This window comes from Brevibacillus sp. MER 51 (assembly GCF_023714195.1).
Taxonomy (GTDB): Bacteria; Bacillota; Bacilli; order Brevibacillales; family Brevibacillaceae; genus Brevibacillus.
In genome coordinates this window covers 124,433-149,904 of the sequence record NZ_JAMAUS010000009.1, presented here as the reverse complement: position 1 = coordinate 149,904, position 25,472 = coordinate 124,433, and the positions used below count along the sequence as shown (strand labels likewise).

Below are 25,472 nucleotides of genomic sequence, written 5' to 3'. Positions count from 1 at the left end.
AGGAATGATCCAGCATGGCAGTTTTGTTGAAAAAGATGAATGAGGAATTGACTGAGGAGCTCTCCCATCAGGTCATTGGAAAATACGTACACGTTCCGACCAATATGCATACAACGCCTACAGCCGAAGGTGGAGAGGAAGAGGTAAATATTTGGTTCGGCGGTTGCGTAGCGGGCATTGAAAAAGCAGTCATTGCCTTCGATTACGAAAAGCAGGAGTTTCGTGAGGAGCCGTTGACCTACACTAACTTTTTGCTGACAGACGGTATGGGATACACGGTGAATCGACTCCATTCCGAGATTTATGAGATTACAAAGGAAGAATTCGAGCAAATGCTAGCGGATCATCTGGCTACTCAGGCTGCTGAGCTTGAAGCAGAGAAAAAGCTTCGTGAAGCAGCAGAGGAAATCACGACAAATGAGGAGACGATGTAGTGCCATGAGACAACCCACGATTGTCGCTTTTGAAGGAATTGACGCCAACGCGAAGGAAGCCCAAGCGGCGTTACTGGAAGAAAATTTGAGATGCCTCGGATATAAGGTGAAAAGAGTATCGTTTCCGCGTTTGGATACCCCAATCGGAGCAGTCATTGGCATGTGGCTTCGCTGCGAAATTGAGCTGGATGAGAAAGCAGTAGGAAAGCTTTTTGAAGCCGATTTTCTGGACTATCAGCGAGAAATGGCGAGGATTTCGAAGGAAAACGTTGATTTTATCATCATTGATCATTACGAACTGTCCAATTATTACTACTTCTATATAAAGGATGCTCCCCTTTCCTGGTACGCCACGATGAGTGATTTGACAAAGCGACCTGATGCAACCTTTTTTCTGCGAACCGAAGTAGATGCGAATCATGCCACGCTGCTAAAGGTGCAGGAAGCCTATCTTTCCCTGGCCCATGCTTCGCGCCGATCTGTTTATACGCTGGATACGGCAATCGGAGTGGAGAGAATGCAGAAAAACATTCTCCAAGCAGTCCATCAGGTACATCTGAAAAAGCGAGTTACGTGCTAACAAAGTTATTCGGCATTGTTGCCGCAGTGTTCATTCCCGTCAATGCTGTACTGCCAGCCGTAGAAAAAGGACTGTCGGAAGTTCATCCTGTGATGAAACTGGCCATGGACACAAATAGGCAGTTGCATATAAAAAAGGAGCTTTCAACCGTAATCACACAGGTTGCACCGAGACTTGATAAAGCAACAGTCGAGCTTTATACAGAAACGATTTTGGGATTATCCAATCAATACGAAATAGATCCGGTTTTGATCATGGCGATGATCTGGCAGGAAAGCCGTTTTCAGTACGACGCGATCTCCAGCAAGGGAGCAAGAGGATTATTACAAGTCATGCCACGCACTGGAAGCTCGCTGGGAGTTCACCCTGATGACCTGTTTGATCCCGTGATCAATCTACAAGCAGGTATCAAATATTTAGATCTCTTGCAAAAGAAATATGGAAATCTTCGTTTAAGTATCATCGCCTATAACCAAGGCGAGGGAAATGTCGACCGAAATCGTTATCACGATGGCTACTATACAAAAGTCATGACCCATTACAAAAAATGAACGGCTTATTAAGAGAATCATAGCAGGTAGGCTGGGAGGAGGTATTATGAGTGAGCATGCTGTGTTCGTAAAACAGAGATTGGGCAAGAAAAAAGAACAATACTCCTTGTATAACATGGAGAATATTCGCCGCTGCAAGGAAGACAGTGAGTTTCTTGGTGACGTTATACTCGCAAATGAAGAGCTCATTTGGCATTCTGTGCACAAATATATCGGAAAGCCTGAGACATTAGTGAAGCAATATTGCTTGGAAAAAGCGGATATCTTGCAATTGGGGAGAATGGGAATTATCAAGGCAATCAAAGCCTTTGATATCGCAAGAGGCGTGAAGTTTTCGTCCTTTGCAGTCATAACGATTGTGAGGGAGATCAACTGCTTTCTGCGAGATAGCGGAAATATTGTACGGCCGACTAGAACGGCAACAACGATTCTCCAGCACATCAGTAAAATAGAAGCAGACCTGGGATATCTCCCTACCATAGAAGAATTGTCCGTACTGTTGGGTGAAAATGTGGAGCAGATCAAAAAAGCGCTGGATGTCGGGAGACCTGTGAAGTATTTACAAGAGCCATTCTTGAAGGCATCCGCTTCGAGCCATGAAGCTGCCACCGCTATGGACGTCTTGAAGGACGAAGGAAGAGACGTGGAGGAGTACGTGCTGGACAAGCTATTTGTTACCGCTTTGCTTGCGCAACTGCAAAATCAAATCTCATCAAAAGAGTGGCAAGTCCTGCAACTAAGGATGGCAGGCTACAATCAGACGCAAACAGCAAATTTTTTAAATGTATCCCAAATGTGTGTATCAAGAACTATGAAAAAAATACAGAATATTTCGACAAATAAACTTTCCTAATCTCATTTTTCAATCCCCACCCAAATAGGAGATAATGAAAGAGCACTCCTATTATGAAAAGAGGTCGATCACAATATGAAATATTACCGGCTCGGTGGCAGTGGATTGAAGGTATCGGCATTGGGATTAGGTACGAACTCATTCGGAGGGCGTGCGGATGAGCAAACGTCTGTAAGCATCATTCATACCGCAATCGAAAACGGGATTACCTTTATTGATACGGCAAATATCTATACACAAACAGAATCGGAGCGAATCATCGGGCTTGCGTTAGAAGGGAAGCGGCACGAGGTCGTTTTGGCGACGAAGGCTGGTTTGGTAAAAGGCGAAGGACCGAATCAGAGAGGTTCATCACGCTATCACCTAATGCTGGAGCTGGAGAACAGCTTGAAGCGTTTGCGCACCGATTATGTGGACTTATATCAAATTCATACGTTTGATCCAGAGACGCCTTTGGAAGAAACACTCCGCGCACTAGATGACATGGTTCGATCAGGAAAAGTGCGTTACATCGGGGCCTCCAACTATGCAGCATGGGAATTGATGAAGGCAATTGGCATCAGTCAGCGGGAAGGGCTGAATCGATACGTATCAACGCAGGTCAGCTACTCGTTGGCAGATCGGACACCGGAGCGTGAACTCGTACCGCTTTGTCTTGACCAGGGGGTGGGGATCATTCCGTACTTCCCGCTTGCTGGCGGAATTTTGACAGGCAAATATACCTCCGCAGAACAGGCCCCCGCTGGTTCGCGGGCGGACAAGGAGCCGCGCTTCGTCCGGTTGTTAAGTGAGGACAAGCTGGAGTTTGGACGCAAAATCAGTCAGGTAGCGGCGGAGCTCGGTGTATCCTCCAGTGTGCTGTCTTTGGCTTGGCTCATGCACAAGCCGGCTGTCTCTTCGGTGATCGTGGGGGCGACCAATGCAGGGCAGCTTACGGATAATTTGCAAAGTGCAGCGTTGACACTGGATGAAGCGACCTTGGCAGAGCTGGACCGATTGAGTGACACGTATCGATACGGGGAACCATTTGCCGTATATCGTTTGCCGTAACAATGGTGACAGTTAACGACTAACATGCCCAGTCCCAAAGCCTCCTTAAAATAGGGGGCTTTTTTGCGTTTCAGCATAGACCCCGGAGCCATGAGGGATAGTAAACATATCCCGAACTGGAAAAAGAGTGATTCGAAATGATTGATACAGAAAAAAAATCTGCGCTTTTTCATTGCTCGTTGGACGAAAATCTGGAAAAGGTGAAGAAAGAGCTGGGCAACAGCACGGATCTTGTGACGCGGCAAGTGCGTCTGAAAGCAATCGATCAGGTTGTGGTAGGGATTTTGTACACCGAGGGTCTGGTCGATAAAAATATGATTAGCAGCTTCATGGAATCTCTTATGCTCCATGCAAAAAAGATGGACATCCCTGCGGAAACCGAGTGCAAAGAAAGATCATTGATACTAATGAAGGATTTCCTGCTGACGATCGGTGGAGTGGAAGAGGTCTATGACTTTGACCACTTGTATGATGCGATATTGACGGGGGATACCGTTATTTTGGTAGATGGATATTCCTACGGCTTTATCGCAAATACGAAGCAGTGGGAAGACCGTGGTGTTCAGGAGACTTCCGTGCAAACGGTGGTTCGGGGTTCCAGAGAAGCGTTTTCGGAAAACCTCCGAACCAATACAGCTTTGGTGCGCAGGCGGATCAATAATCGCAATCTTTGGTTGGAGACCATGCAGATTGGGGACATGACACAGACCAAAGTCGCCATGATGTATATAAAAGGAGTCGTGCAGGACAGCGTAGTGGCAGAAGTGAAAGAGCGGTTGGGGAAGATCGAGATCGACGGTATTTTGGAGAGCGGGAACATTGAAGAAATGATTCAGGATCATACCTTTACTCCGTTTCCGACCATCTACAATACAGAGCGTCCAGACTCGGTGGCAGCCGGGCTGCTGGAAGGCCGCGTTGCCATTTTGGTGGACGGTACACCGATGGTTTTGTTGGTACCAGCTGTCTTTGTCCAATTCTTCCAGTCTCCAGAGGACTATTACATGCGTGCAGATTTTGGGATCCTGCGCATTTTGCGGTTTATTTCTTTCTTTATCGCTTTGCTTGGTCCATCCATTTATGTTGCGATTACCACCTTTCATCAGGAAATGCTGCAAACCAACCTGCTCATGAGTATAGCAGCCCAGCGTGAAGGCGTACCATTCCCTGCTGCAGTCGAGGCGCTGTTGATGGAGTTTACCTTTGAAATGTTGCGAGAGGCAGGAGTGCGCATGCCGAGGGCGGTTGGATCAGCAATATCCATCGTGGGAGCACTCGTGCTGGGGGAAGCGGCTGTGCAGGCAGGACTGGTTTCACCCGCTACGGTCATCGTCGTTTCCATTACGGCAATCACCAGCTTTGTCTTCCCTTCCTTTTCCATGTCCATTCCGATTCGACTGTTGCGGTTTGGTTTGATAGCACTTGCCGCCAGCTTTGGTTTTATCGGCATATTTGTGGGGATGATCGCCTTGTGCATTCACCTAAGCACTTTGCGCTCGTTTGGTGTCCCGTATATGGCTCCGCTGGCCCCCGTGAATCTGGCCGATCAAAAGGATACGCTGCTTCGGATTCCGATCTGGATGATGCATACGCGTCCTCATTTTTTGCGCCAGAAAAACAGCGTTAGAGAACGAAAAAGTAAAATATAGACGAGGGGGAGACGGCATGAAACAAAAAGGGGTGTTCTTCCTGGCTCTGACTCTTCTCGTTTTATTGACAGGCTGCTGGAACCGCAGAGAATTGAATGATTTGGCAATCGTCATGGGAACTGGTATCGACAAGATTGACGGAGAGTACGTGATTTCCGCCCAAATCGTCAATCCGGGAGGGGTAGCGTCAAAGGAGGGCGGGGGGATGAACCAATCATCTGTTGCGACTTACAGCATGCGGGCATCTAGCATTTTTGAGGGAATCCGGAAAATGACAACGGTAACCCCGAGAAGGCTTTACTTTTCCCATATCCAAGTGCTGGTTTTGGGGGAGCAGATAGCAAAAGAAGGGGCAAAGGAAGTGCTGGATTTGTTGTTTCGCGATCATGAGGTCCGGCCTGATTTTTATGTCATTTTGGCCAAGGACGCGACAGCCCTGCAAATTCTCAGCATGATTGATCCACTGGAAAAAATCCCGGCGACGAAGCTCTATAAAAGCTTGGAAACAGCAGAGAGTGCCTGGGGATCGATTGTCTCCATTCAATTGGATGAATTTATTGCGGATTTGCTACGGGACGGGATCGAGCCAGTGTTGGTAGGCGTTAATTTGAAAGGGAAGGTACATATGGGGGCTTCCGGTAGTAATTCCCAAAAAGAAAGCCAGTCATCGCTGTTGAGGTACCACGAAATCGGTGTCTTCAAAGGGGACAAGCTACGGGGGTGGTTTAACGAAGAGGAAAGTATCGGATTCAGCTACATCACAGACAGAGTGGACAGTACCGTTGAAGAAATTCCTTGTGATAAAAACAATAAAATTGTCATTGAGATCATCCGAAGCAAAACAACTGTCAGCGGCAAGGTGGAAAAAGGCAAACCACAGGTGGAAGTGAGTATTTCCGCAGAAGGCAATGTGGGCGAGGTAGCATGCAGCAACGATTTGTCCGATCCCAAAACCATCTACAAATTGGAAGCTGACGTAGAAAAGCAGATCAGAGACAAAACCTTGCGCGTCATCCATAAAGCGCAAAAGCAATACAGATCAGATGTTTTTGGATTTGGGCAGTCGATCTACCAAAATGACCCCAAAGGGTGGGAAAAGGTGAAAGAGGATTGGGACTCTCAATTCGCCAACCTGAAAGTGAAGATCAAAACAGATGTGAAGATCAGGCGGTCCGGAAAAGTGGGCAATTCGTTTATTCCTTTCATGAAAAAGGAGTAGAGCATAACTTTTTCCATCCATGGAAATGGTAAAGGTAATCCTGCGAAAAAGTAGGTGCACGGCATAGCATGTGGACCGTTATATTGATTTTGCTGATCAGCCTGCTCATTGCCCTCTTTGAGGTGCCTTATTTGAGAAGGAACGCGATGAAAAAGGAAATGCTGGTTTTCTTCATTTTGCTTGTAGTTGGAACGGGACTTGGGATAGCCGAATCGCTTAAGGCGAATATTCCGAACCCGTTGGACTGGATCACATTTGTCTATAAACCATTCAGCGACTTCATTTTGGGAACTGTGGAATGAAGCAGTAGGCAGCAGCGAGGCGGGGAGCGAGAGGAATTGATAGACAACGGTCATATTAGCGCAAGGCAATTCATGATACTCGTGGCGCTTTTCGGGATTGGTGATGCGATTTTGTACGTACCATCCCTTACTGCTACCGCTGCCAAACAAGATGCCTGGATCTCCGCCCTCATCGGGTGGGGGGAAGGCTTTCTTTTAACCTACTTGTATGTTTCGCTGAGTATGCGGTATCCGAACAAGTCGATCTATCAGTACAGCGAGGAAATATTGGGGAAGTGGATGGGGAAAGCGGTTGCTGTTTTGTTCATCACCTACTTCTTCATCGACGCTTCGCTCATGCTGATGGAGATTGGCGATTTTGTCACGACGCAGATTATGCAGGAGACCCCGATTGAAATTATTCTTGTCCTTTTTTTGGGGATCATCATAATGGGAGTCCGCAGTGGGCCAGAAGCCTTTTCTAGGGTGGGTGAGCTGTTGTTTCCGTATTTTCTGTTGCTTTTTTTTGTCTTGATTGCATTTATCTCCCCCCAGATCAAAATAGAAAATGTGAAGCCTGTGCTTGCGCATGGAATCGCTCCTATTATCGGGGGGAACTTCCGATACATGGGTTATTTGCTGGAAACGGTCATTCTGATTGTGATGTTTCCCTTGGTAAAACGGCCAGCGCGAGCGGCCAAAGCCTATATCTTAGGCATCCTTTTCACAAATTTCTGCCTGACGATGATTACTTCTGTGGCAATCTTGGTTTTAGGCGCCGATATTACTGTGCTGCTCGCCTACCCAAGCTACACACTTGCGCAAAAAATCAGTATCGGTAATTTTTTGGAGCGAATAGAAGTGTTGATGGCCGTCATCTGGTTTATCACGCTCTTTGTCAAAATTACCGTTTGCTATTATGCGACAAGCTGTGGAATCGCGTATACAGTTGGGTTGCGAGATTACCGCCAATTGACACTGCCACTGGGGATGATCATGATTGTGGTAGCATTGGCGACGATGCCTAACCGCGCTTATTTTGATACTTTCGTTTCAGAAATTTGGATGCCGTATTCCTTGACGTACGGTTTGTTCTTGCCCGTTCTCTTACTGAGTGTGGGTGCCCTAAGAAAAAAAACAGCCTGCTAGCACTGTGAGCTGCAGACTGGTTTTTGTGATTATGCGTCGATTATCTTACTCTGCAGCCATGCTGCTTTCTTTCAAGATTACGTCATGTGCGCCGCCTTCTACCAAGCTGGTAGCAGAGATGACGGTGATCCGAGCTTTTTGCTGAAGCTCTGAGATGGAGAGCGACCCGCAATTGCACATGGTCGATTTGATTTTGCTCAAGGTACGGTCTATGTTCTCGCGCAGGCTTCCCGCGTATGGTACGTAGGAGTCTACGCCTTCTTCAAAGACGAGACTGCTTTTGCCGCCAGTGTCGTAGCGTTGCCAGTTGCGAGCGCGGTTGGAGCCTTCTCCCCAGTATTCTTTCACGAAGTTGTTGCCGATCTTCACTTTTTTGGTCGGGCTTTCGTCGAAGCGAGCGAAGTAACGGCCCAGCATGACAAAGTCTGCACCCATAGCCAAAGCCAGTGTCACGTGGTAGTCGTGTACGATTCCGCCATCGGAGCAGAGTGGAACGTAAATGCCTGTTTCCTTGAAGTATTCGTCGCGAGCTGCTGCCACTTCAATCAGGGAAGAGGCTTGGCCACGTCCGATTCCCTTTTGTTCGCGGGTAATGCAGATGGAGCCGCCGCCAATCCCTACTTTGATGAAATCTGCGCCAGATTCCACGAGGTAGCGGAAGCCTTCCTTATCGACGACGTTCCCTGCACCGATCGGAACATTGAAGTTTTCTTTTACATATTGAACCGTCTCACGCTGCCATTCGCTGAAGCCGTCGGAGGAGTCGATGACCAGAATATCTACGCCTGCTTCCACCAACGCAGGGACGCGCTCTTTGTAGTCCTTTGTATTGATACCGGCACCTACGATATAGCTCTTGTTCGCGTCCAAGAGGGACAGTGGATTGTTTTTGCGGGAATCGTAGTCCTTGCGGAAAACAAGGAAGTCGAGATTTTGGTTTTCGTCTACGATTGGCAAGCAGTTGAGCTTGTGCTCCCAGATCAGGTCGTTGGCTTCGGAAAGCGTGATGCCGGATTTGCCATAGATCAGCTTCGAGAATGGTGTCATGATGTCGCTGACGAGTTTGTCCTGAGAGTCACGGCTGATGCGATAGTCGCGACCCGTTACAATTCCGAGCAGCTTGCCTTTTGCCGTACCGTCTTCCGTAATGGCAACGGTGGAGTGGCCTGTCGCCTCTTTCAATTCCAAAATGTCTTTCAGCGTATGGCTTGGTGTCAGGTTGGAGCGGCTAACGACGAAACCAGCCTTGTAGCCCTTTGCTTTGCGAACCATGGTCGCTTGGCTCTCGATGGATTGGGAGCCAAAAATAAACGAAATACCGCCACATCTAGCCAATGCGACCGCCATATGATGGTCGGAAACTGCTTGCATGACTGCGGATGAGAACGGTATGTTTAGTGAGATGGCAGGCTTTTCACCTTTTTTATACTTAGTAATCGGAGTGGATAAGTCTACATTATTCGGTGTGCATTCTTTTGTGGTGAGATTTGGCAACAGCAAAAACTCATTAAACGTCCGAGATGGTTCTGTGTAATAAAAAGCCACGATTCTCTCCTCCTAGGTGAAGTTAGTCTCCATTTTTTGAACTGCCTCTTTATTAGAGAAATTTTTACCATGGTAACCGCGAAGTTCGACAACGTCAATAGGGAATCGTTAGCAGGAGTAATTTCTTTACTAAAATTGTGAACACAGGCTTTCATGTCTTTGACGAAGCCTATGTAGAAATCGGGAACGATGAGAAGCTCAGATTTGTCACGGTATCTTCCTGCGCTTTTATCGAATGTCTCCTTTAGAATAGAAAAGAGAGGACAAAGCCCCCTCTTATCAGTTCAATCTGCCTTTAAACTCAACAGGTACGATCATCGTAAAGCAAGGCCCATCTGGATCGTTGCGGGCATCAATCGTCCCCTTATGTGCTTCCAATACGGCACGGGCAATCGCGAGTCCAAGTCCATGCTTGCCCGACTTTCCTTTGCGGAAACGCTGGAACAAATTCGGCAGCAGCGCCTCCTCAATGGGGGGGCCATCATTGGAAATCGTGACGACGACGCTTTTTCCTGCATGTCTCCCTGTGATGGTTAGTCGGCTTTTGGCGTAGCGCAGTTGATTTTCCATGATATTGACTAACGCAGTGCTCAATTGCTCGCCGTCTCCCTCCACGATCAAGTCGTCTGCCAGATTTAACTCCCACTCGATTTGTGGATTGAGCACAGAGAGCCGTTGCTTCAACAGGTGCATCATCTCTGACAGGTCGACCCGGTCGACTTGCATCATTTGAGAGACAGACTCGATCTTCGTGATATACAAGAGCTGACCGACAACCTTTTCGAGGCGCTTGCTCTCCTCCATGATGATGGAAAGCCCTTTTTCTGCCTGCGGGCCTTGAAAGACGCCTTCGATGAGTCCTTGCGTGTATCCTTGAATCGCCATGATCGGTGTTTTGAGCTCATGGGAAATATTTTGGACAAAATGCTGCTGCGACTCGTCGTATTCCTTCAGTTGGTTTTTCATCATATCGAATGAGCGGGCGAGCTGTCCGATCTCGTCCCCGCGATCCATCGCAAGCGGGATATCAAACTGCCGACGAGCGATCTTTTTGCACAGCTCCTCCAGTGTGCGGAGCGGTCTGCTCAAATACCCGCTAAACCACACGGCCAAAAGCCAGCTTACGAGCAGCAGCAGACCAAACACCAGCAAAAACTGACGAGTCAAAATCGAATTGATCTGGTTGAGCTCCTGCTCCTTGGAGAAGAGCACCATGTAGTAGGGGAAGCCGTGGTAATCCATTTTTTTGCTGACAAACAAATAGTTCTCGGCTCCACGGTCCAGCGAACCATGCTGGAGCTTGTTGCTTGGGTACGAGGCGGCTTGCTGGAACAACTCCCTGGCATCCTCATACGGAATGCGGCCATTGCTTCGGCTGCCCAGCTCTCGTCCGTTCTCAGCATAGACGATCATATCAAAGGAGTACTCATAGCGCTGGAGCAAGAGCTGTAAAAAGTAAGGGGCCGCAGCCGGAACAGGCAGCAGCTCATTATGCTCATTGAAGGAGATATGCTGCGATAAGGTGTTAAACTCTTCTTCCAAGAGCGAGTAAGTGTTGGACACCAGATACTGTTTGACAGCCATCGGATACCCGATGCCAAGGCCAACCCCGAGGACGCTCGTCAGGATCATGAACAAAATAAGGATTTGCCTGGAAATCGGCAGGTTTTTTAGCCGGAATTTGCTCATATACGCGTCATTCGGTAGCCGAAGCCATAGACCGTCTCCAATGGAAACTTGGGCATTTTCTTGCGGATGCGCTTGACCAAGTCATCGACAGCCCTGTCTGAGCCGATGTAGTCTTCCCCCCAGATGGAGGTTAGAATCTGCTCACGATTCAAGGCCAGACCTTGATTGTGCAATAGGTAGATGATGAGCTCGAATTCTTTGGTGGTTAAATCAATGAGCTCGTCGCCTTCTTTTACTTGTCTGCCTTTTTCTGAGATGATATAAGGATCGACCGTTACCCAATCTTGGAAAGTTTGGGTAGAGGAAGCAGCGGCACCAGGCTTCTCATAGGTACGCTGGAGCAGCTTTTTCGCGCGGATGACCAGTTCGCGAGGGAGAAATGGCTTCGCCAAGTAGTCGTCGCTGCCTAGTTCCAGTCCGATGATTTTATCGACATCCTGATCGCGAGCGGAGATGAAGATGATGGGTACATTCGACTTTTCGCGGATAAGACGCAAGAGCTCATAGCCGTCGATGTCGGGCATCATGATGTCCAATATCCACAAATGTGGCTGTGTTTCTTGATCAAGTAACGGCAAGACGTCCTTGCCGCTAGAAAACGCTTTCACCTGCAATCCGGCACTTTGCAAATACGACTGCAAGAGCTCCAACAGGTTCGTTTCATCGTCCACCAGATAGACGAGGTAGGGGGTATTCATAGCTTTCGGCCTCGCTTTGCATCTGTTTTATATCAGTATTGTAGCATAGCCCGAAAAGAGATGTGTGGCATGGACGTATGAGAATCGTGGAAAACGTGTGGAAGCAGGATTCCCATGTATCCTTCTGGAAAAAGAAACAGGGAAAAAAAGACAACGAGAGATGGAAAGGAGCGATTCATATGAAACGAACAGTCAAATCGTCTCTCATGGTACTAGCCTTCATGCTCTTAACGACGGCTTGCGGTCAAAAGCCAGTGGACACCCAGCCTAGTCCACAGATACCTGATCCGATTGTGCAAACGCCACCGGAAACGAATCAGCCCATCGAATATGCGTATAAGGCACCGATGACAGGACTTGGCAGTCACGAAAACCTGGGGAGCAAACGCCCGATCATGGTGATGATCAACAACGCTCCACTCGCACGTCCACAAACAGGCATCAACAAAGCAGACATGATTTATGAGGTATTGTCAGAAGGGGAAATGACCCGCTTTCTTGCGATTTTCCAAAGCCAAAAACCGGAAATAATCGGACCTGTCCGCAGTATCCGCCCTTATTTTATCCAGATCGGGACTGGTTTTGATGCGGTCCTCGTTCACGCGGGAGGCAGTCCGGATGCGCTGGAAACCTTGGCGCGAAAAGACCTCAGTCATCTGGATGAAATCCCGAACGGTCAATACTTTTGGCGAGAAAAATTCCGCAAAGCGCCACATAACCTGTACACCAAGCCAGAGCTCCTGGAAAAAGCGATGCAGGATAAAGGGATGCGTCAAACGGCAGAGGTACCTCACTTCACGTTCTTGCCGGAGAATGCCGAGATCAAGGAAGGCGAGCCTGCTACACAGGTGGATCTGACCTTCCACTCATTGAATAAAGCTGCTTTTACATATGATGCCGAGCAAAAGAAATACATGCGCTTCACGGCAGGCAAGCCGCATTTGGACTTGAGCGACAAGAAACAGTTGTCCACGACCAATCTGTTGGTCATCTCAGCCAAACACCGCGTGCTGGATAAAGAAGGGCGTCTTTCAGTCGATGTAATCGGTCCGGGGGACGGTTATTTGTTCCAGCAAGGAAAAGCGCGCAAGATCAAATGGAAGCGAAGCAATGGAGTCATCCGTGCCTATGAGGATGCGGCTTTGACGCAAGAAGTACCGCTTTTGCCCGGGAATACTTGGGTGTCCATATTGTCGAACACACCGGGTCTGTCGAAGTCCCTCAAGTTCCAGTAAGGATTAGGGGTTGCGGATGAAGGCGGTTTCTTCTAAGATAATTGTTGAAGCTTTAGTGCTTAAAAATTGTACAGTGAGAAACCGCTCGAAAAGACGGACTATATAACAGAGGTGACAGACATGCAATTGGAAAAATTAAAAGGAAAAGGGCTCGAGCAATTGTTTGAAGCTGTTCTTTCCCTGGAAACAATGGAAGAGTGCTATCAATTTTTTGACGATCTGTGCACAGTGAACGAAATGCAGTCGCTCGCACAGCGCCTGGAAGTGGCGAGAATGCTCCGCAAAGGCTTTACTTACAATCAAATTGAAGCAGAGACCGGCGCAAGTACGGCGACTATTTCCCGCGTCAAACGCTGTTTGAACTATGGAAATGACGGATATCAGATGGCGCTTGAGCGGATCGGAAAATAGCTAGGAGGCAGGCAACGTTGATTGACTATCGTGGCTGGCGCCATACATTTAAACTAGACCCGGATAAAACAATCGATGACGAGGCCTTGGAGGCGATTTGCGAGTCCGGAACAGATGCGATCATTGTGGGCGGCACGTACGGTGTGACTTATGACAATACGCTCGAATTGATGTCGCGATTGCGTCGTTACGCAGTACCGGCTGTCCTGGAGATTTCCTCGCTGGATGCAGTTGTGCCGGGATTTGATTCGTACTTGATCCCGCTCGTATTGAACGCTGGCGATCCAGACTGGATTTTTGCTCCACATGTATCGGGGCTTCAAGCGTTTGGCGCTTATATTCATTGGGATGAGATCATTACAGAAGGATATATCATCGCTAATCCAGACGCGGGCGTAGCACAGCTGACGAAAGCACGTCCGATTGCGGATGCCTCGCAGGCCAAAGCGTACGCGCAGGTAGCGACGAACATTTGTCGTTTGCCGATTGTCTACATGGAGTACAGCGGTACATACGGCGATCCGGCAATCGTAAAGGCAGCCAAGGCAGGCGCGGGCGAAGCCCACCTCTTTTATGGCGGCGGGATTCGTAACTCGGAGCAAGCGGCTGAAATGGCTGCGATTGCTAATACGGTTGTTGTAGGGAATGTCGTTTATGATGATCTCGCTGCTGCGCTTTCTACTGTGAAGGCTGTAAAAGGAACCCAAAACTAAAAGAGACCACCACTCCCATGAGCTGTTACAGTTTCATTGGGAGGGTGGTTTTATTTTTGCGTTAGTTCTTCAGTGGAAGTGCTACGCTCCAATCCATATCTTTTGCTCCGTTCACTTGTTCCTCGATCGAAAGCGTCAACTCTTTTGGGATGACGTCCATCTCATCTACGAGTGTACCTTTCATGATAAAATTCCCTTTTTTGTCTTTTGTTGTAGAGCCTATGAAATTAAAATCGTATTCTTTGCCCTTGTCATCAGCACCCTCCCAGGAGTCTAAAAAGATCACACCCGGTGCCAAAGTTGCCTCTAGCTGTATGGTACTACGCAGCTTTTTGTGTTTTTCAGAAGTAATTGGGTTTGTTTTCGTTATCTCTTCTGAAGCAAAGTTTGAGAAGGTTAGTGTGCTTCCTTCATGCTTTATCGTTACAGGAGTGGTTTTTAGTGTCTCAATGGACAGCTTTTGCTTAAAATTCGAAGGCAGCTGATCGTAATTATCACCGACTCTAAAGGTTAGATTTTTATCCGTTGGCAAGGAATGAAAGGTGATGAAGTAAATATTTTTGTCATCGGTTGCACGAACGAAATATTCCCTGCTTACATTTTTGAAAAATGGATTCGGCTCTTCCCCAAATTCACTCACTAGGTCCAGAGTGCTCCAAGCTGCGAGTACAGCCCCCTTATCGTCCACCACTTCATAAGTTAAGGATGGGGAACTACCGCTTCCTTCCATATTCTCGATAACGAATTCAGTTTGGCCAGGTGTCACCATCACTTGCTTCAGATTAATCACTTCGCCATTGGGAGCGGTAAAATGCTCGTTAATCGTAACAATTCTCGTTTCCTTTTTGGCTTTGGAAATATCAACAGGGATGGTCACGCTCCAATTTCCGTCAACTTTGTCCAGCTTCTTGATGCGAAGCTCGATGTTTAGTTTGTCAGGAATCTTGCTGACATCTGTAAAGTATCGGCTAATCGGTCGGCTGACCATCAAGTACTCATCTTTTTCCCCGATGCTTTCCTTCTTGTTATATTTAAGATGGTACTTATCAATTGTCTCAAGAACGTTTCCCTCTTCGTCTGTGATTTTTATTTCATAGGTTTCGTTCAGTTTATCTTCATCCCCCACTGGCAAATTCCGGAACAACTTTTCAAGCTGCTTGCCATTCTTATCCTTGAAGCCGAAAATAATTCGGACATCCCTCGTATCTGCCATAACTTCTTTTACTTCCAGCGTCATTCCGTTGTCGACGGCTTTCAAATCAAGCTTCTTGTTATATCCTCTTTCAAGTCCACGCTGGATGAGGGCGTCCTCGGACGCTTCTGCTGAAAACAAGCTACTCTCTGTCTGCTGCGGATCTGATTTTATGGTAGAGGCATACAAGTTATTTACATAAGTCGCAAAGGATGGTGAAGTCAGTGTTCCAAAATAGACGACTGCTGCCATTCCTGCGACGGCGATGGTTGCTTTTTTCACGATATCCAGACTCCTTTTCTTCCAATCAATTTTCTTCTGTATGTTTTGTCTCTCTGAGCGTTTCAGAACGTGTATAGGGTAAGGGGGCAGATTCGCCATAATGGCATGGATGACAGCATGGGATGGCTCATCTGTTGCTAGCGATTCCTCTGGATCTTCCAGCTCGTTCAGCTCATACTTCAACTTCAATTGACAATGAGGGCACTCTTCCAAATGGGCTGCTATGACCTCGGCTTCCTCTGGTTCAAGAAGATCGTATAGATACAAAGCAATTTGTCCTTTATCTAAGCATTTCATAGATGAAAGTCCCCCCCTTGCCCTGCATGCCCAATGGCTTCCCTTAGTTTGTCCTTTCCACGAGACAGGCGCGTCCGCACAGTACTCGACGGAATCGACAGTCGATGACTGATTTCTTCACAACTCAATGATTCGAAGTAGCGCATTTCGAGGACGATCCGATACTTTTCTTCGACGGACATCATCCTTTGACGCAACAAGCGCTGCCCCTCCTTATTCAGAAAGGCAATCTCCGGCGTGTGGCTATCCACTGGCTCTATCTCTTCGTTCGAGCTGAGCGCAAGCTTGCGTTTACGTTTACGTAGCTCGTCCAGACAGTGGTTGGCCGCTATCCGGTACAACCATGCAGAAAAATCGTAGCTTGTCTTATATTCTGGTAAATGGTAGTACGTCTTGATGAAAATTTCCTGCACGATATCTTGTGCATCCGGTGTATGTCCCAACATCTTGCGAAGAATGGTACTCACTTTTCCGTGGTATCTGGCAATGATCTCGGAGTAGGCGTCTTTGTTTCCTTGCAAGACCCGTCCGATGATCACTCGATCTTCCTCCATTATTGCTCCTCCTAAGCAAAAAAGGCTCGCTGCGCAGCTTTTCCTTTTTTGTTCAAACAAAAGTGATCTTGGTGAAAATTTCCTAGTACATCCTATTACTACGAATCCCAAAAGGAAAGTGTCCCAAAATAAGGGCAATTTTCCAAAAATAATAGAAAATTTTTTCCAAAAAGAAGGAATTATAAGATTTTTAATAGAAAATGGAAGGAAAATACTATTGCTTACGAAATAAATAGTCGAATATTACCAAAATATATAATTTTTTGCTAATATTTGTAGATTTCTGTAAATTCATGAAATATAATGAAGTTGTCTTAATTTTCAATCATAGAGAGGAGGAACTATCCATGAAAATCCAAGCGAAAAAAGTTGAAAGCGTTCGCACTACTGCAGTAGCAGCTTAATTCTCTTAAGAAGAGGGGGAATAGCACACGAGCTATTCCCTTTTTTCATCTAAAACGAGCCGGGTTAGCGAACATACTATTGGGAGGTGTTTTTATGGAACGTCGTCCTTTGTTTAAACCGGTGCATCCCGTCTATGAAGTGACAGAGCAGATGCTCCGCTTGGGAGAGGCTCCTGGCTATACATTCGAATTGGAAGACGAGAATGGGTCCATCCGCAAGATGATCAAACTGATGGATGGCACTCGTACTGTCGGTGAAATACATACATTATTGGCTGTGGAATACCCTGAAATTACGTATGAAGAAATAGTGGAAGCAGTGGAATCACTGAGTGGATTGGGCTTCCTAATGGATCAGGCAAAAGAAGAGGCTTCCGTTTTGACTTCGGAACAAAAGGAAAGATATAAAGCAAATATCCGCTACTTCTCCTTGTTTACCGATCTCAATCAAAGTCCAAGTGAGCTACAGGAACTGCTAAGCAGAAAAAAAGTGACGATCTTAGGAATGGGTGCCTTTGGCTCTACGCTACTGGTCAATCTGGTAGGAGCGGGAATCCAGCATATCAAGCTCGTGGATTTTGATAGAGTAGAGCTCAGCAATTTGAACAGGCAAATGGTCTTTAACGAAAGGGATATTGGTCGCTTGAAGGTAGAAGCGGCACGTGATTTCATCGGAAGGCTTCATTCTGAGGTATTGATTGAAACGGAGACGATGCAAATCACGTCCAGCGAAGACGTAGAGCGGGTTATTGCCGGTAGTGACCTCGTGATGCTCGCAGCCGATCAGCCCTTTTTCTTTTTGCAGAGATGGGTGAATCATGCCTGCACCAAGCTGCAAATCCCGTTTATTGCCGGGGGATTCAACCTCATCGAAGGTCAGTTCTTCATGGTAGAACCGGGCAAGACAGGCTGTATCGACTGCATGCATTTGCATCGTTCTGCGCAGATCGAGGACTATCCGCAGTTGATTCAAAGGCTGCTCGATACCAACTTTATTTTGCCTACCGCCACCATTGCACCCAACACCATGATGATTACAGGAATGATGGCTTCCGATGCAATCAGGTATTTGACGGGAATTGCTCCTGTCCAATCAGCGGGCAAATTTATCATTTTCGATTTCAACACGTTGGAGAAGAGCGTGTTTTTTGAGTGGGAGAGAAATGAAGCCGATTGTCCGACTTGTGGAAGCGGCAGCGGAACGGAGCCGATTTTTCATATCAAGAGAAATGAAGTGCTCGCAAAGTAAGGAATCGTTCCTGTAAGAGAGGAAGGTGTCTGTCAATTGAATATCTCCGGAGATAGCATTCTCAAGATGCACCCGCTTGCGCGTCGGGCGGAAAACGAGGAAGAGATCCTCATTGGACGAACGGATATCAGCAATTTTATTGTGCTTCCGGCCATTGGTGTCGAGATTATCGATATGCTGGATGAAGGGAAGAGCATCAATGAAGTCGCGACGATCATGGAAGAACAGTTGGGTGAACCGGTGGATGTGCTTGACTTTGCGCAGGATTTAATCGCTTCCTATCAATTTGTCTACATGGCAGATGGAGAGGTTGTCAACGAGCCAGTACCGGTAGTGGATCATTTCTCCTGGATCAAGCAAGGGACGGGTCAGTTTTTCTTTAATCGTGTTGCCTTTGGATTATACGGTATCTTATTTTTCACGGGTCTTTTCATTTGTTTGTTTACGGGCAAGTATATCCCCGTCTATTCCGATATTTTTGTTTCTTCTTCCGTGACGGTTTCGGTAGTGGTTTCTTTCGTGGCCACATGGGTTTTTCTGTTTTTCCATGAGATCGCTCACTTGATGGCGGCCCGATCATTGGGGATCGGCAGTCGTATCGGTCTGGGGCATCGACTTGTTTTTGCTGTAGCAGAGACGAATATGTCCAATATTGTTCTCGTTGAGCCACAGCGCAGATACAGGGCGTTTTTGGCGGGGATGTCCTGGGATGCGATGTTTATGGGAGTCGGTGTGATTTTGTTGTTTGCCAATGATCAAGGCTGGCTGACGCTTGTGCCCTTCATGGAAGCATTCATTCGCATGCTGAATGTCATTCTTCTCATGGCTTTGGCCTTTCAGTTCATGGTTTTCATGCAGACCGACTTGTACTACGTGTTGGCAACCAAGTTCCAATGCTCCAATTTGATGGTGAATACACGTATGTTTTTGAAAGGGAAATTCCGTTCCTTGACGCAGGATGAGCAGGAGGAATGGGAGTACGTAGCTGACCATGAGAAAAGGGTCATCCGTTGGTATAGCTGGGTCTACTTGATTGGATCAGTGTGGGGCATCTGGTTTTTTGTCCAGTATCAGCTACGCATGGCGGTTGATTTCATTTGGATCATCGCCGACGACATGAAAAACGCTCCGCTTCACTCGTGGGAGTTTTGGGACGGCATCCTGTTGATCCTGTTGGTTCTGGTTCCGTTTCTCATTTTGGGCTGGTCGTGGATGAGAGCCTATCGACAACGGAGAAGCGAAAGAGAGCGGACAAAATCTTTGCAGGGCACATAACTAATTTGTGTCTTCACCTTGCCAAGCTGCCCTGTTACGCTAAGGGGGAAGAGAGATACCCAGGCAAAGGAAGTGCTCACATGAACCCGATGATCCAAACTATCATTCATCTGCGAAAGGAAGGGCATCTGGACGAGGCTATCCAGCTTGCCCTTCAGCTCGTTAACCAATCTCCTACTGATCCTGTCGCCCATTATCAGTGTGCGTGGTGCCACGATGCAGCCGGATTGGAGAAGGAAGCCGTTCCCTTTTACGAAAAAGCGATTGAGCTCAAACTGTCTGTCGAAGACGACCTGCAAGGGGCATTACTTGGTCTGGGCAGTACGTATCGTACGCTGGGACAATACGAGCAGGCAGCAGCTACGCTTGAAAAAGGGATGCAACAGTTCCCCTGCGACCGTTCCTTTCCGATTTTTCTTTCCATGGCGTATTACAATCTCGGGAAGCATCACGAAGCCATGAACCTCCTCCTGAAAAACCTCGCAGAAACCTCAAGCGATCCTACGATTTTGGCCTATCAAAAAGCGATTCTGTTCTATGCAGATGATCTGAATAAGACTTGGTAGCGCCATACTAATTCCATTTGCAGGAAAACAATCGCCTCCCGTTGTACAAGTACAACAGCGGGAGGTGCCTATGTATAAGCTGATATTGGTAGATGACGAAGAAGATGTAAGGGAAGGGGTTAGCCAAGAAATTGACTGGCATAGCCACGGATACGAGGTGGTTGCCAAAGCAGAAAACGGCAGAGAGGCATTGGAACTGGTAGAGAGGCTGCGACCGGACGTCGTCGTAACCGACATCAAGATGCCCTTTATGAACGGACTTCAGCTGGCGGAGTCTATCGGGCGCGATTACCCTGCCATTCGCATCATTATCTTGACTGGGTTTGATGAGTTCGAGTACGCGCAAAAGGCCGTGAAGCTGCAAATTGATGAATATGTGCTCAAGCCGTTTTCTGCGAGCGAACTGATGGAAGCGCTGGACAAGGTCAAGCGACGGATGGACGAAGAGGCGGCCCATCGGGAAAACGTTCAGTTGCTGCGCGATAGCTATCGAAAAAGCTTGCCGGTGTTGCGGGAAGTTTTTTTATCATCTTTGCTGAGTCGTCAACTCGTACAGCACGATGTTTTTTCAAAAGCATGCGAATACGGGATAGAGCTCAGGAGTCCCGAATACCTCGTGGCGGTCATTTGTATAGACCAGCCCAAGCGGGAGGAGCAGCAGCTGTTTCTTTTCGCTGTGAAAAATATTGCAGAAGAGCAGCTGAACGCAGGCAAACAGGCGGGCATCGTTTTTCTCCATGAAGATCAGGTAGTGCTGCTCATGCGAACAAAAGCAGACGACACGCAGCGAATGGAAGTGCGAACACAAAATATCGCAGAAGAAATCAGGCGAACGATTGAAAAATATATGAGCATCACGGTAACAATCGGAATCGGCAACGTCGTGACTGATGCAGCGGCACTCCCTTACTCGTATGAGAACGCTATGCAGGCACTCGATTACAAAAGCATCCTCGGCTGCAACAGGATGATTGTGATCAATGACGTGGAAAAGCAAGCGAGTGAGCAGATACGCCTCGATGAGAGAAGGGAGCATGAATTGGTTCGGTGCATCAAAATGGGGACGAGTACGGAGCTTCGGATCGTGATTGATGAATTGTTTGCTCAAGTGGCGGGTGTACCCGTATCCATTGAGGACTACCGAATTTATTTGTTGGAGATTATGACGACCATTTTGAAGACTGCCCATCGTGCCGAAGTTGACATGGATCAACTGTTTGGAGGCCAACGTTATCTGTTGCAGGTTATGACGACCTTTACCGGTATGGAGGATGCCCGAGAACAGATCACAGATATTTGTGAGCGCCTCATGGCGAATATCGCAAGCGGACGGCAAACGACATACAGGCGATTGATCACGCAGGCATTGGATTACACCCACGCACATTACCATTCTCCCGACATATCCATCCATAAGGTGTGCGAGCATCTGCACATCAGCCTCGGTTATTTTAGCGGTATTTTCAAGAAAGAGACGAAAACCACCTTTGTGTCCTATCTCTTGTCGTTGCGCATGGAAAAGGCCAAGGAGCTTTTGCGGACAACCGATTTGAAGTCTTTTGAAATCGCGGAGAAAGTAGGATATACCGATCCTAATTATTTTAGTTTCAGTTTTCGCAAGTATACAGGTATGTCTGCTAAAGAGTACCGAAGTCAGAGCGAGCAGGAAGGTTAACCCATGAAAAGATTGCTCGCGGTGATCAAGGTCAAAGGCATTCAATTTATCATTACCACTTCCTTTACACTCGTGACAGTACTCGTCATGCTGTTTGTCGGGGTGATGCTGTACGGAAAATTTGCGCAGACGGCAGAACAAAACGCCTATTTGCACACGCAGCAAATCCTGGAGCAGGTAAAATACAATCTGGACAGCTATTTGAACGGGATGACGCAAATTTTCGAACTCGTCGATGACAAGATCAGAAGAAGCAAGGGGCTCACGGCATACAAGCTGAGCGAACAGCTTGAGACCATAGTAGAAACGAGAAAGGACATCGTCTCTATCGCGGTTTTTACACGAGACGGAACGCTATTGGCCACAACTCCTTCCAAGGTACTGAGGAAAAACACGCGTTTGACCGAACAAAGCTGGTTCCAGAAGGCGATCGAGGACCCGACGAACCTGAACTTTTCGCTCCCGCATATCCAGAACTTGTTTAAAGGGGAGTACACCTGGGTTGTCTCAATGAGTCGGGAAATTCTTCTCCACGGACCTGATGGAGAAATACCTGCCGTACTTTTAGTCGATGTGAATTTCAAGGAGATCGATGACCTGTGCCAGAGGGTGGGCTTGGGGAAAAAGGGGTACGTCTACATCATCGATTTGGTCGGGAACATCGTCTACCATCCGCAGCAGCAGTTGATTTACGCCGGATTGAAAAATGAAAACCGTTCCTTGCCGCTGAAGCATTCTTACGGCAGCTATGTAGAAGAGACACTGGACGAAACGCGCTTGATCACCATCAAGACGATCGATCAGCTAGGCTGGAAAATCATTGGGGTCTCCTACATGGACGAGATTGTCACGACCAAAAAAGAAATCAGCCGCTTTATTTTTTGGTTGCTCATCTTTGTGATTGTCATTGTGTTGCTCGTGCTGCACTATCTCTCTGCGAAAATATCACGACCGATCAAGCTGCTGGAGCAATCCATGGAAAAGGTGGAGCAGGGAGACTTTTCAGAGAGTGAACCGATCCGGGGAAGCCATGAGGTCGAACAGCTTTCCTTGCGTTTTCATCTGATGGTCGCGAAGGTCAGGGAATTGATGCACCAGATCATTCGGGAACAGGAAGCCAAACGAAAAAGCGAGTTGGAGGTGCTACAGGCACAGATCAATCCGCATTTTCTGTACAACACGTTGAACTCTGTGGTCAGAATGGTCGGCAACGGAAAAAACGAGGATGTCATCACCACGATCACTTCGTTGTCAAAGCTGTTTCGGATTAGCCTGAGCAGAGGCAAGAACATTATCACGGTGCGCGAAGAGCTTGAGCATGTGCGTCATTATCTCATTATTCAAAAAATGAGGTACAAGCAAAAATTTGAGTACGAGATCGTGGTCGAGAATGAGGATGAGGTGCTCAACTGCCTGACCCTGAAATTACTGCTCCAGCCGATTGTGGAAAACGCAATCTACCACGGGATTGAGCATTTGGCTGATCCGGGACGGATTCGCATATTTGCAGCACTCATCGACGGCAAGGTGTTACTTCAGGTAAGCGACAATGGCTTGGGCATGTCCCCAGATGTTCTTGCACAAGTAAAAGCTGGCTTTTACAAAACCGAAGAAGGCTCGGGGGTTGGAATTCAAAACGTGCAAGAGCGCATACGCTTGACCTTCGGCGAACAGTACGGTTTGGAAATCGAGAGCGAACAGGAAGAGGGGACCGTTGTGTCTGTATGGATTCCGTGTCAGGTTGCAGAGGGGCGAGATCGTTTATGAGGACAGCGGTGAAACGATTGAGCGTATACGGACTGGTCGTTTTGGCAGCGGTGACGCTTTTTTACTCGTGTAGTGCCCCGCTAACGAATGGGGAAGTAGACAAGAAAAAGACAGTGGCGTTGATCGTCCGTATGAAGCATGGCGATTATTGGCGAACGGTCAAGCTCGGGGCGGAGATGGCTGCTAAGGAATACGAGCGAAACCTGAATTTCTACGCGCCGGACTACGAGGAGGATGCCCAGAGGCAATTGGAGCTGGTGCAGCAGGCAATCGCAGATGGCTCCGAGACAATCGTGGTGGCACCTAGTGACGAGCAAGTTTTGCGTGAAGCCATCAAGCTGACAAGAGAGCGGGCTATCCCGATCCTTGTGCTGGACACAGTCGGAAAAGATTCAGCCGTGAAAAGCTATATTGGGACGGATAATTACGACATGGGCATGAAGGCATTCGAAAAAATGGTGTTTTTGATTGAAAAGAAAGGACAAATCGCATTGCTCGGCACAGATCGATCAAAGGCAAATGCCAAGCAAAGAGAACAGGGCGTCCTCGACTTGCTCCCACGGGAAATAGAGATTGAATTGGTTGCCAACGAAAATGTTCCCTCAGATAAAAAGCAGATCAGTGAGTGGACGCGCGAACTGATCCGCAAGCATCCGCAGTTGAAGGGAGTGATTGCACTCGATGCCAGTACAGCGATCGGTGTGGCCGAGGAAATGGAAAACAGTGGACTGCGGGACAAAGTCAAAATCGTAGCAATCGACAGTCCGCCGGAAGTGCTCGAGTATTTGCAGGAAGGAATTATTTCCGCGACGATCATCCAGAAGCCGCTATCGATGGGATATCTCGGCGTCAAGTACGCAGTCGAAGCGAGCAACGGAGAAGCAGTGCCCAGTCTGGTCGACACGGGAACAAAAGTAATCGATCGGGAGAATATGTTCTGGTCGGAGAATCAAAAGCTCCTCTTCCCCTTCGTTAAATAGACCACCGAAAAACAGATGAGAATTTTGATAAAAATGCGCAGGATTTTCGATGGAACACATTCGGGAAAACGCTTACATTTGGTGTATATCAGATGTAAACATAGGGGATAAAGGGGGATTATCGAATGAGAAAGCTGATTGCCACTACAATGGTAGCCGTTGTTACACTCTCAGTGGTTGGATGCTCACAATCGGGCGGTTCGCAGCCGACAGCGTCGGGGGGAGGGACGGCTCCTGCGGGGAATCCCAAAGTCGGAGTCGCGATCTACAAGTTCGATGATACGTTCATGACAGGAGTGCGCAATGCGATTTCGAAAGCCGCAGAGGGCAAAGCGGAAGTAGACATTGTAGACAGCCAAAATGCCCAGCCTACGCAAAATGACAAAGTGGATTTGTTCATTAACAAAAAGGTAAATGCCCTCGCCATCAATCCGGTGGATCGCACAGCTGCTGGCGTCCTTATCGACAAAGCGAAGCAAGCCAATATTCCTGTCGTCTTCTTCAACCGTGAGCCGATGCCAGAGGATATGCAGAAGTGGGATAAGGTCTACTACGTGGGAGCGAAAGCGGAGGAATCCGGCACGATCTCTGGGCAGTTGATCGTCGATTACTGGAAGGCCAATCCGGAAGCAGATAAAAACAAGGATGGTGTCCTCCAATACGTCATGTTAAAAGGCGAGCCGGGGCATCAGGATGCGGAGCTGCGGACGAAGTTTTCGGTGAAGGCAATTGAAGATGCAGGGATTAAAGTAGAGAAGGTCGCGGAAGATACGGCCATGTGGGATCGTGTAAAAGGACAGGAAAAGATGGCAGCCTTCCTCGCAGCTTCCGGTGACAAGATCGAAGCTGTTCTTGCCAACAACGACGATATGGCATTGGGGGCAATCGAAGCGCTGAAGGCATCCGGCTATTTTGCGAATGGCAAGTACATGCCCGTTGTTGGCGTGGATGCCACAGCGCCCGCGCTAAAGGAGCTCGAGGCGGGAACCTTGCTCGGAACGGTCCTCAACGATGCGAATAACCAAGGAAGAGCCACTCTTAGCATCGCAGCGTCTTTGGCGAAGGGTGAAACGCCTACGAAAGACTCCACAGGCTTTGACATTACGGACGGCAAGTACGTGTGGGTGCCCTACAAAAAAATCACCAAGGAGAACATGAACGAGGCGAAATAAAA

Annotated in this window: 24 protein-coding genes; 19 read left to right on the top strand and 5 right to left on the bottom strand. The window is 47.8% G+C overall.

Features of this window, described 5'->3' with window-relative positions:
* The first annotated feature begins 14 nt into the window (after positions 1 to 14).
* The 9 genes from M3630_RS19905 (at position 15) to M3630_RS19865 (ending at position 7,766) form a co-directional block, all read left to right on the top strand.
* A complete protein-coding gene (locus M3630_RS19905; RefSeq protein ID WP_251253244.1) occupies positions 15 to 434 on the top strand; it encodes a hypothetical protein in 420 nt (139 codons plus the stop codon).
* Positions 435 to 438: 4 nt separating this feature from the next.
* On the top strand, positions 439 to 1,014 hold the full coding sequence (locus M3630_RS19900) for a dTMP kinase (protein WP_251253243.1): 576 nt from the start codon (positions 439 to 441) through the stop codon (positions 1,012 to 1,014).
* Positions 1,008 to 1,565, top strand: coding sequence for a lytic transglycosylase domain-containing protein (locus tag M3630_RS31215; protein ID WP_251253242.1), 558 nt, complete (start codon positions 1,008 to 1,010; stop codon positions 1,563 to 1,565). Before M3630_RS19900 ends, M3630_RS31215 begins: the two co-directional genes overlap by 7 nt.
* A 46-nt stretch (positions 1,566 to 1,611) precedes the next feature.
* Positions 1,612 to 2,418 (top strand): sigma-70 family RNA polymerase sigma factor, encoded by an 807-nt coding sequence (locus M3630_RS19890; protein WP_251253241.1) that lies wholly within the window; start codon positions 1,612 to 1,614, stop codon positions 2,416 to 2,418.
* Positions 2,419 to 2,493: 75 nt separating this feature from the next.
* A complete protein-coding gene (locus tag M3630_RS19885; RefSeq protein WP_251253240.1) occupies positions 2,494 to 3,468 on the top strand; it encodes an aldo/keto reductase in 975 nt (324 codons plus the stop codon).
* A gap of 137 nt (positions 3,469 to 3,605) precedes the next feature.
* On the top strand, positions 3,606 to 5,117 hold the full coding sequence (locus M3630_RS19880) for a spore germination protein (protein WP_173610636.1): 1,512 nt from the start codon (positions 3,606 to 3,608) through the stop codon (positions 5,115 to 5,117).
* Positions 5,118 to 5,133: 16 nt separating this feature from the next.
* Positions 5,134 to 6,336 (top strand): Ger(x)C family spore germination protein, encoded by a 1,203-nt coding sequence (locus M3630_RS19875; RefSeq protein ID WP_251253239.1) that lies wholly within the window; start codon positions 5,134 to 5,136, stop codon positions 6,334 to 6,336.
* A gap of 68 nt (positions 6,337 to 6,404) precedes the next feature.
* The gene (locus M3630_RS19870) at positions 6,405 to 6,638 is read left to right on the top strand and encodes a hypothetical protein (RefSeq protein WP_173610634.1); all 234 of its coding nucleotides are present in this window, start codon (positions 6,405 to 6,407) and stop codon (positions 6,636 to 6,638) included.
* 36 nt (positions 6,639 to 6,674) lie between these two features.
* A complete protein-coding gene (locus M3630_RS19865) occupies positions 6,675 to 7,766 on the top strand; it encodes a GerAB/ArcD/ProY family transporter (RefSeq protein ID WP_251253238.1) in 1,092 nt (363 codons plus the stop codon).
* Positions 7,767 to 7,811: 45 nt separating this feature from the next.
* Here M3630_RS19865 and M3630_RS19860 read toward each other — a convergent pair whose 3' ends face one another.
* From M3630_RS19860 to M3630_RS19850, 3 genes are all read right to left on the bottom strand, one after another.
* Complete coding sequence (locus tag M3630_RS19860) at positions 7,812 to 9,311, bottom strand: IMP dehydrogenase (RefSeq protein ID WP_251253237.1); 1,500 nt, start codon at positions 9,309 to 9,311, stop codon at positions 7,812 to 7,814.
* Between the two features lie 279 nt (positions 9,312 to 9,590).
* Positions 9,591 to 11,000: a sensor histidine kinase gene (locus M3630_RS19855; protein ID WP_251253236.1), complete on the bottom strand. Its 1,410-nt coding sequence runs from the start codon at positions 10,998 to 11,000 to the stop codon at positions 9,591 to 9,593.
* Positions 10,997 to 11,698: a response regulator transcription factor gene (locus M3630_RS19850; protein WP_173610630.1), complete on the bottom strand. Its 702-nt coding sequence runs from the start codon at positions 11,696 to 11,698 to the stop codon at positions 10,997 to 10,999. Before M3630_RS19850 ends, M3630_RS19855 begins: the two co-directional genes overlap by 4 nt.
* 179 nt (positions 11,699 to 11,877) lie before the next feature.
* Here M3630_RS19850 and M3630_RS19845 point away from each other — a divergent pair, with 179 nt between their 5' ends.
* From M3630_RS19845 to pcrB, 3 genes are all read left to right on the top strand, one after another.
* The gene (locus tag M3630_RS19845; protein ID WP_251253235.1) at positions 11,878 to 12,933 is read left to right on the top strand and encodes a DUF3048 domain-containing protein; all 1,056 of its coding nucleotides are present in this window, start codon (positions 11,878 to 11,880) and stop codon (positions 12,931 to 12,933) included.
* A 120-nt stretch (positions 12,934 to 13,053) separates the two neighbouring features.
* Positions 13,054 to 13,344, top strand: coding sequence for a YerC/YecD family TrpR-related protein (locus M3630_RS19840; RefSeq protein ID WP_007717484.1), 291 nt, complete (start codon positions 13,054 to 13,056; stop codon positions 13,342 to 13,344).
* Positions 13,345 to 13,361: 17 nt separating this feature from the next.
* A complete protein-coding gene (gene pcrB, locus M3630_RS19835; protein WP_173610628.1) occupies positions 13,362 to 14,057 on the top strand; it encodes a heptaprenylglyceryl phosphate synthase in 696 nt (231 codons plus the stop codon).
* A 61-nt stretch (positions 14,058 to 14,118) separates the two neighbouring features.
* Here the strand turns inward: pcrB and M3630_RS19830 are convergent, their stop codons facing one another.
* Entirely contained in the window at positions 14,119 to 15,828 is a 1,710-nt protein-coding gene (locus tag M3630_RS19830) for a DUF4179 domain-containing protein (protein WP_251253234.1), read from the bottom strand.
* The gene (locus tag M3630_RS19825) at positions 15,825 to 16,382 is read right to left on the bottom strand and encodes an RNA polymerase sigma factor (RefSeq protein ID WP_251253233.1); all 558 of its coding nucleotides are present in this window, start codon (positions 16,380 to 16,382) and stop codon (positions 15,825 to 15,827) included. The genes M3630_RS19830 and M3630_RS19825 overlap by 4 nt, the downstream gene beginning before the upstream one ends.
* A 498-nt stretch (positions 16,383 to 16,880) precedes the next feature.
* Between M3630_RS19825 and M3630_RS19820 the strand changes: the two genes are divergently transcribed.
* The 7 genes from M3630_RS19820 (at position 16,881) to M3630_RS19790 (ending at position 25,470) form a co-directional block, all read left to right on the top strand.
* Positions 16,881 to 18,035 carry a HesA/MoeB/ThiF family protein gene (locus tag M3630_RS19820; protein WP_251253232.1) on the top strand — a complete coding sequence of 385 codons (1,155 nt, stop codon included), beginning with the start codon at positions 16,881 to 16,883 and terminating at the stop codon, positions 18,033 to 18,035.
* A 36-nt stretch (positions 18,036 to 18,071) separates the two neighbouring features.
* Positions 18,072 to 19,310: a PqqD family protein gene (locus M3630_RS19815; RefSeq protein WP_251253231.1), complete on the top strand. Its 1,239-nt coding sequence runs from the start codon at positions 18,072 to 18,074 to the stop codon at positions 19,308 to 19,310.
* Between the two features lie 80 nt (positions 19,311 to 19,390).
* Positions 19,391 to 19,876, top strand: a complete 486-nt coding sequence (locus tag M3630_RS19810; protein WP_251253230.1) for a tetratricopeptide repeat protein — start codon at positions 19,391 to 19,393, stop codon at positions 19,874 to 19,876.
* Positions 19,877 to 19,946: 70 nt separating this feature from the next.
* Entirely contained in the window at positions 19,947 to 21,551 is a 1,605-nt protein-coding gene (locus M3630_RS19805; RefSeq protein ID WP_251253229.1) for a response regulator, read from the top strand.
* A gap of 3 nt (positions 21,552 to 21,554) precedes the next feature.
* Entirely contained in the window at positions 21,555 to 23,318 is a 1,764-nt protein-coding gene (locus M3630_RS19800) for a cache domain-containing sensor histidine kinase (RefSeq protein WP_251253228.1), read from the top strand.
* Between the two features lie 8 nt (positions 23,319 to 23,326).
* Positions 23,327 to 24,298: a substrate-binding domain-containing protein gene (locus tag M3630_RS19795; RefSeq protein ID WP_232773982.1), complete on the top strand. Its 972-nt coding sequence runs from the start codon at positions 23,327 to 23,329 to the stop codon at positions 24,296 to 24,298.
* 125 nt (positions 24,299 to 24,423) lie between these two features.
* Positions 24,424 to 25,470: a galactose ABC transporter substrate-binding protein gene (locus M3630_RS19790; RefSeq protein ID WP_251253227.1), complete on the top strand. Its 1,047-nt coding sequence runs from the start codon at positions 24,424 to 24,426 to the stop codon at positions 25,468 to 25,470.
* Positions 25,471 to 25,472: the final 2 nt, after the last annotated feature.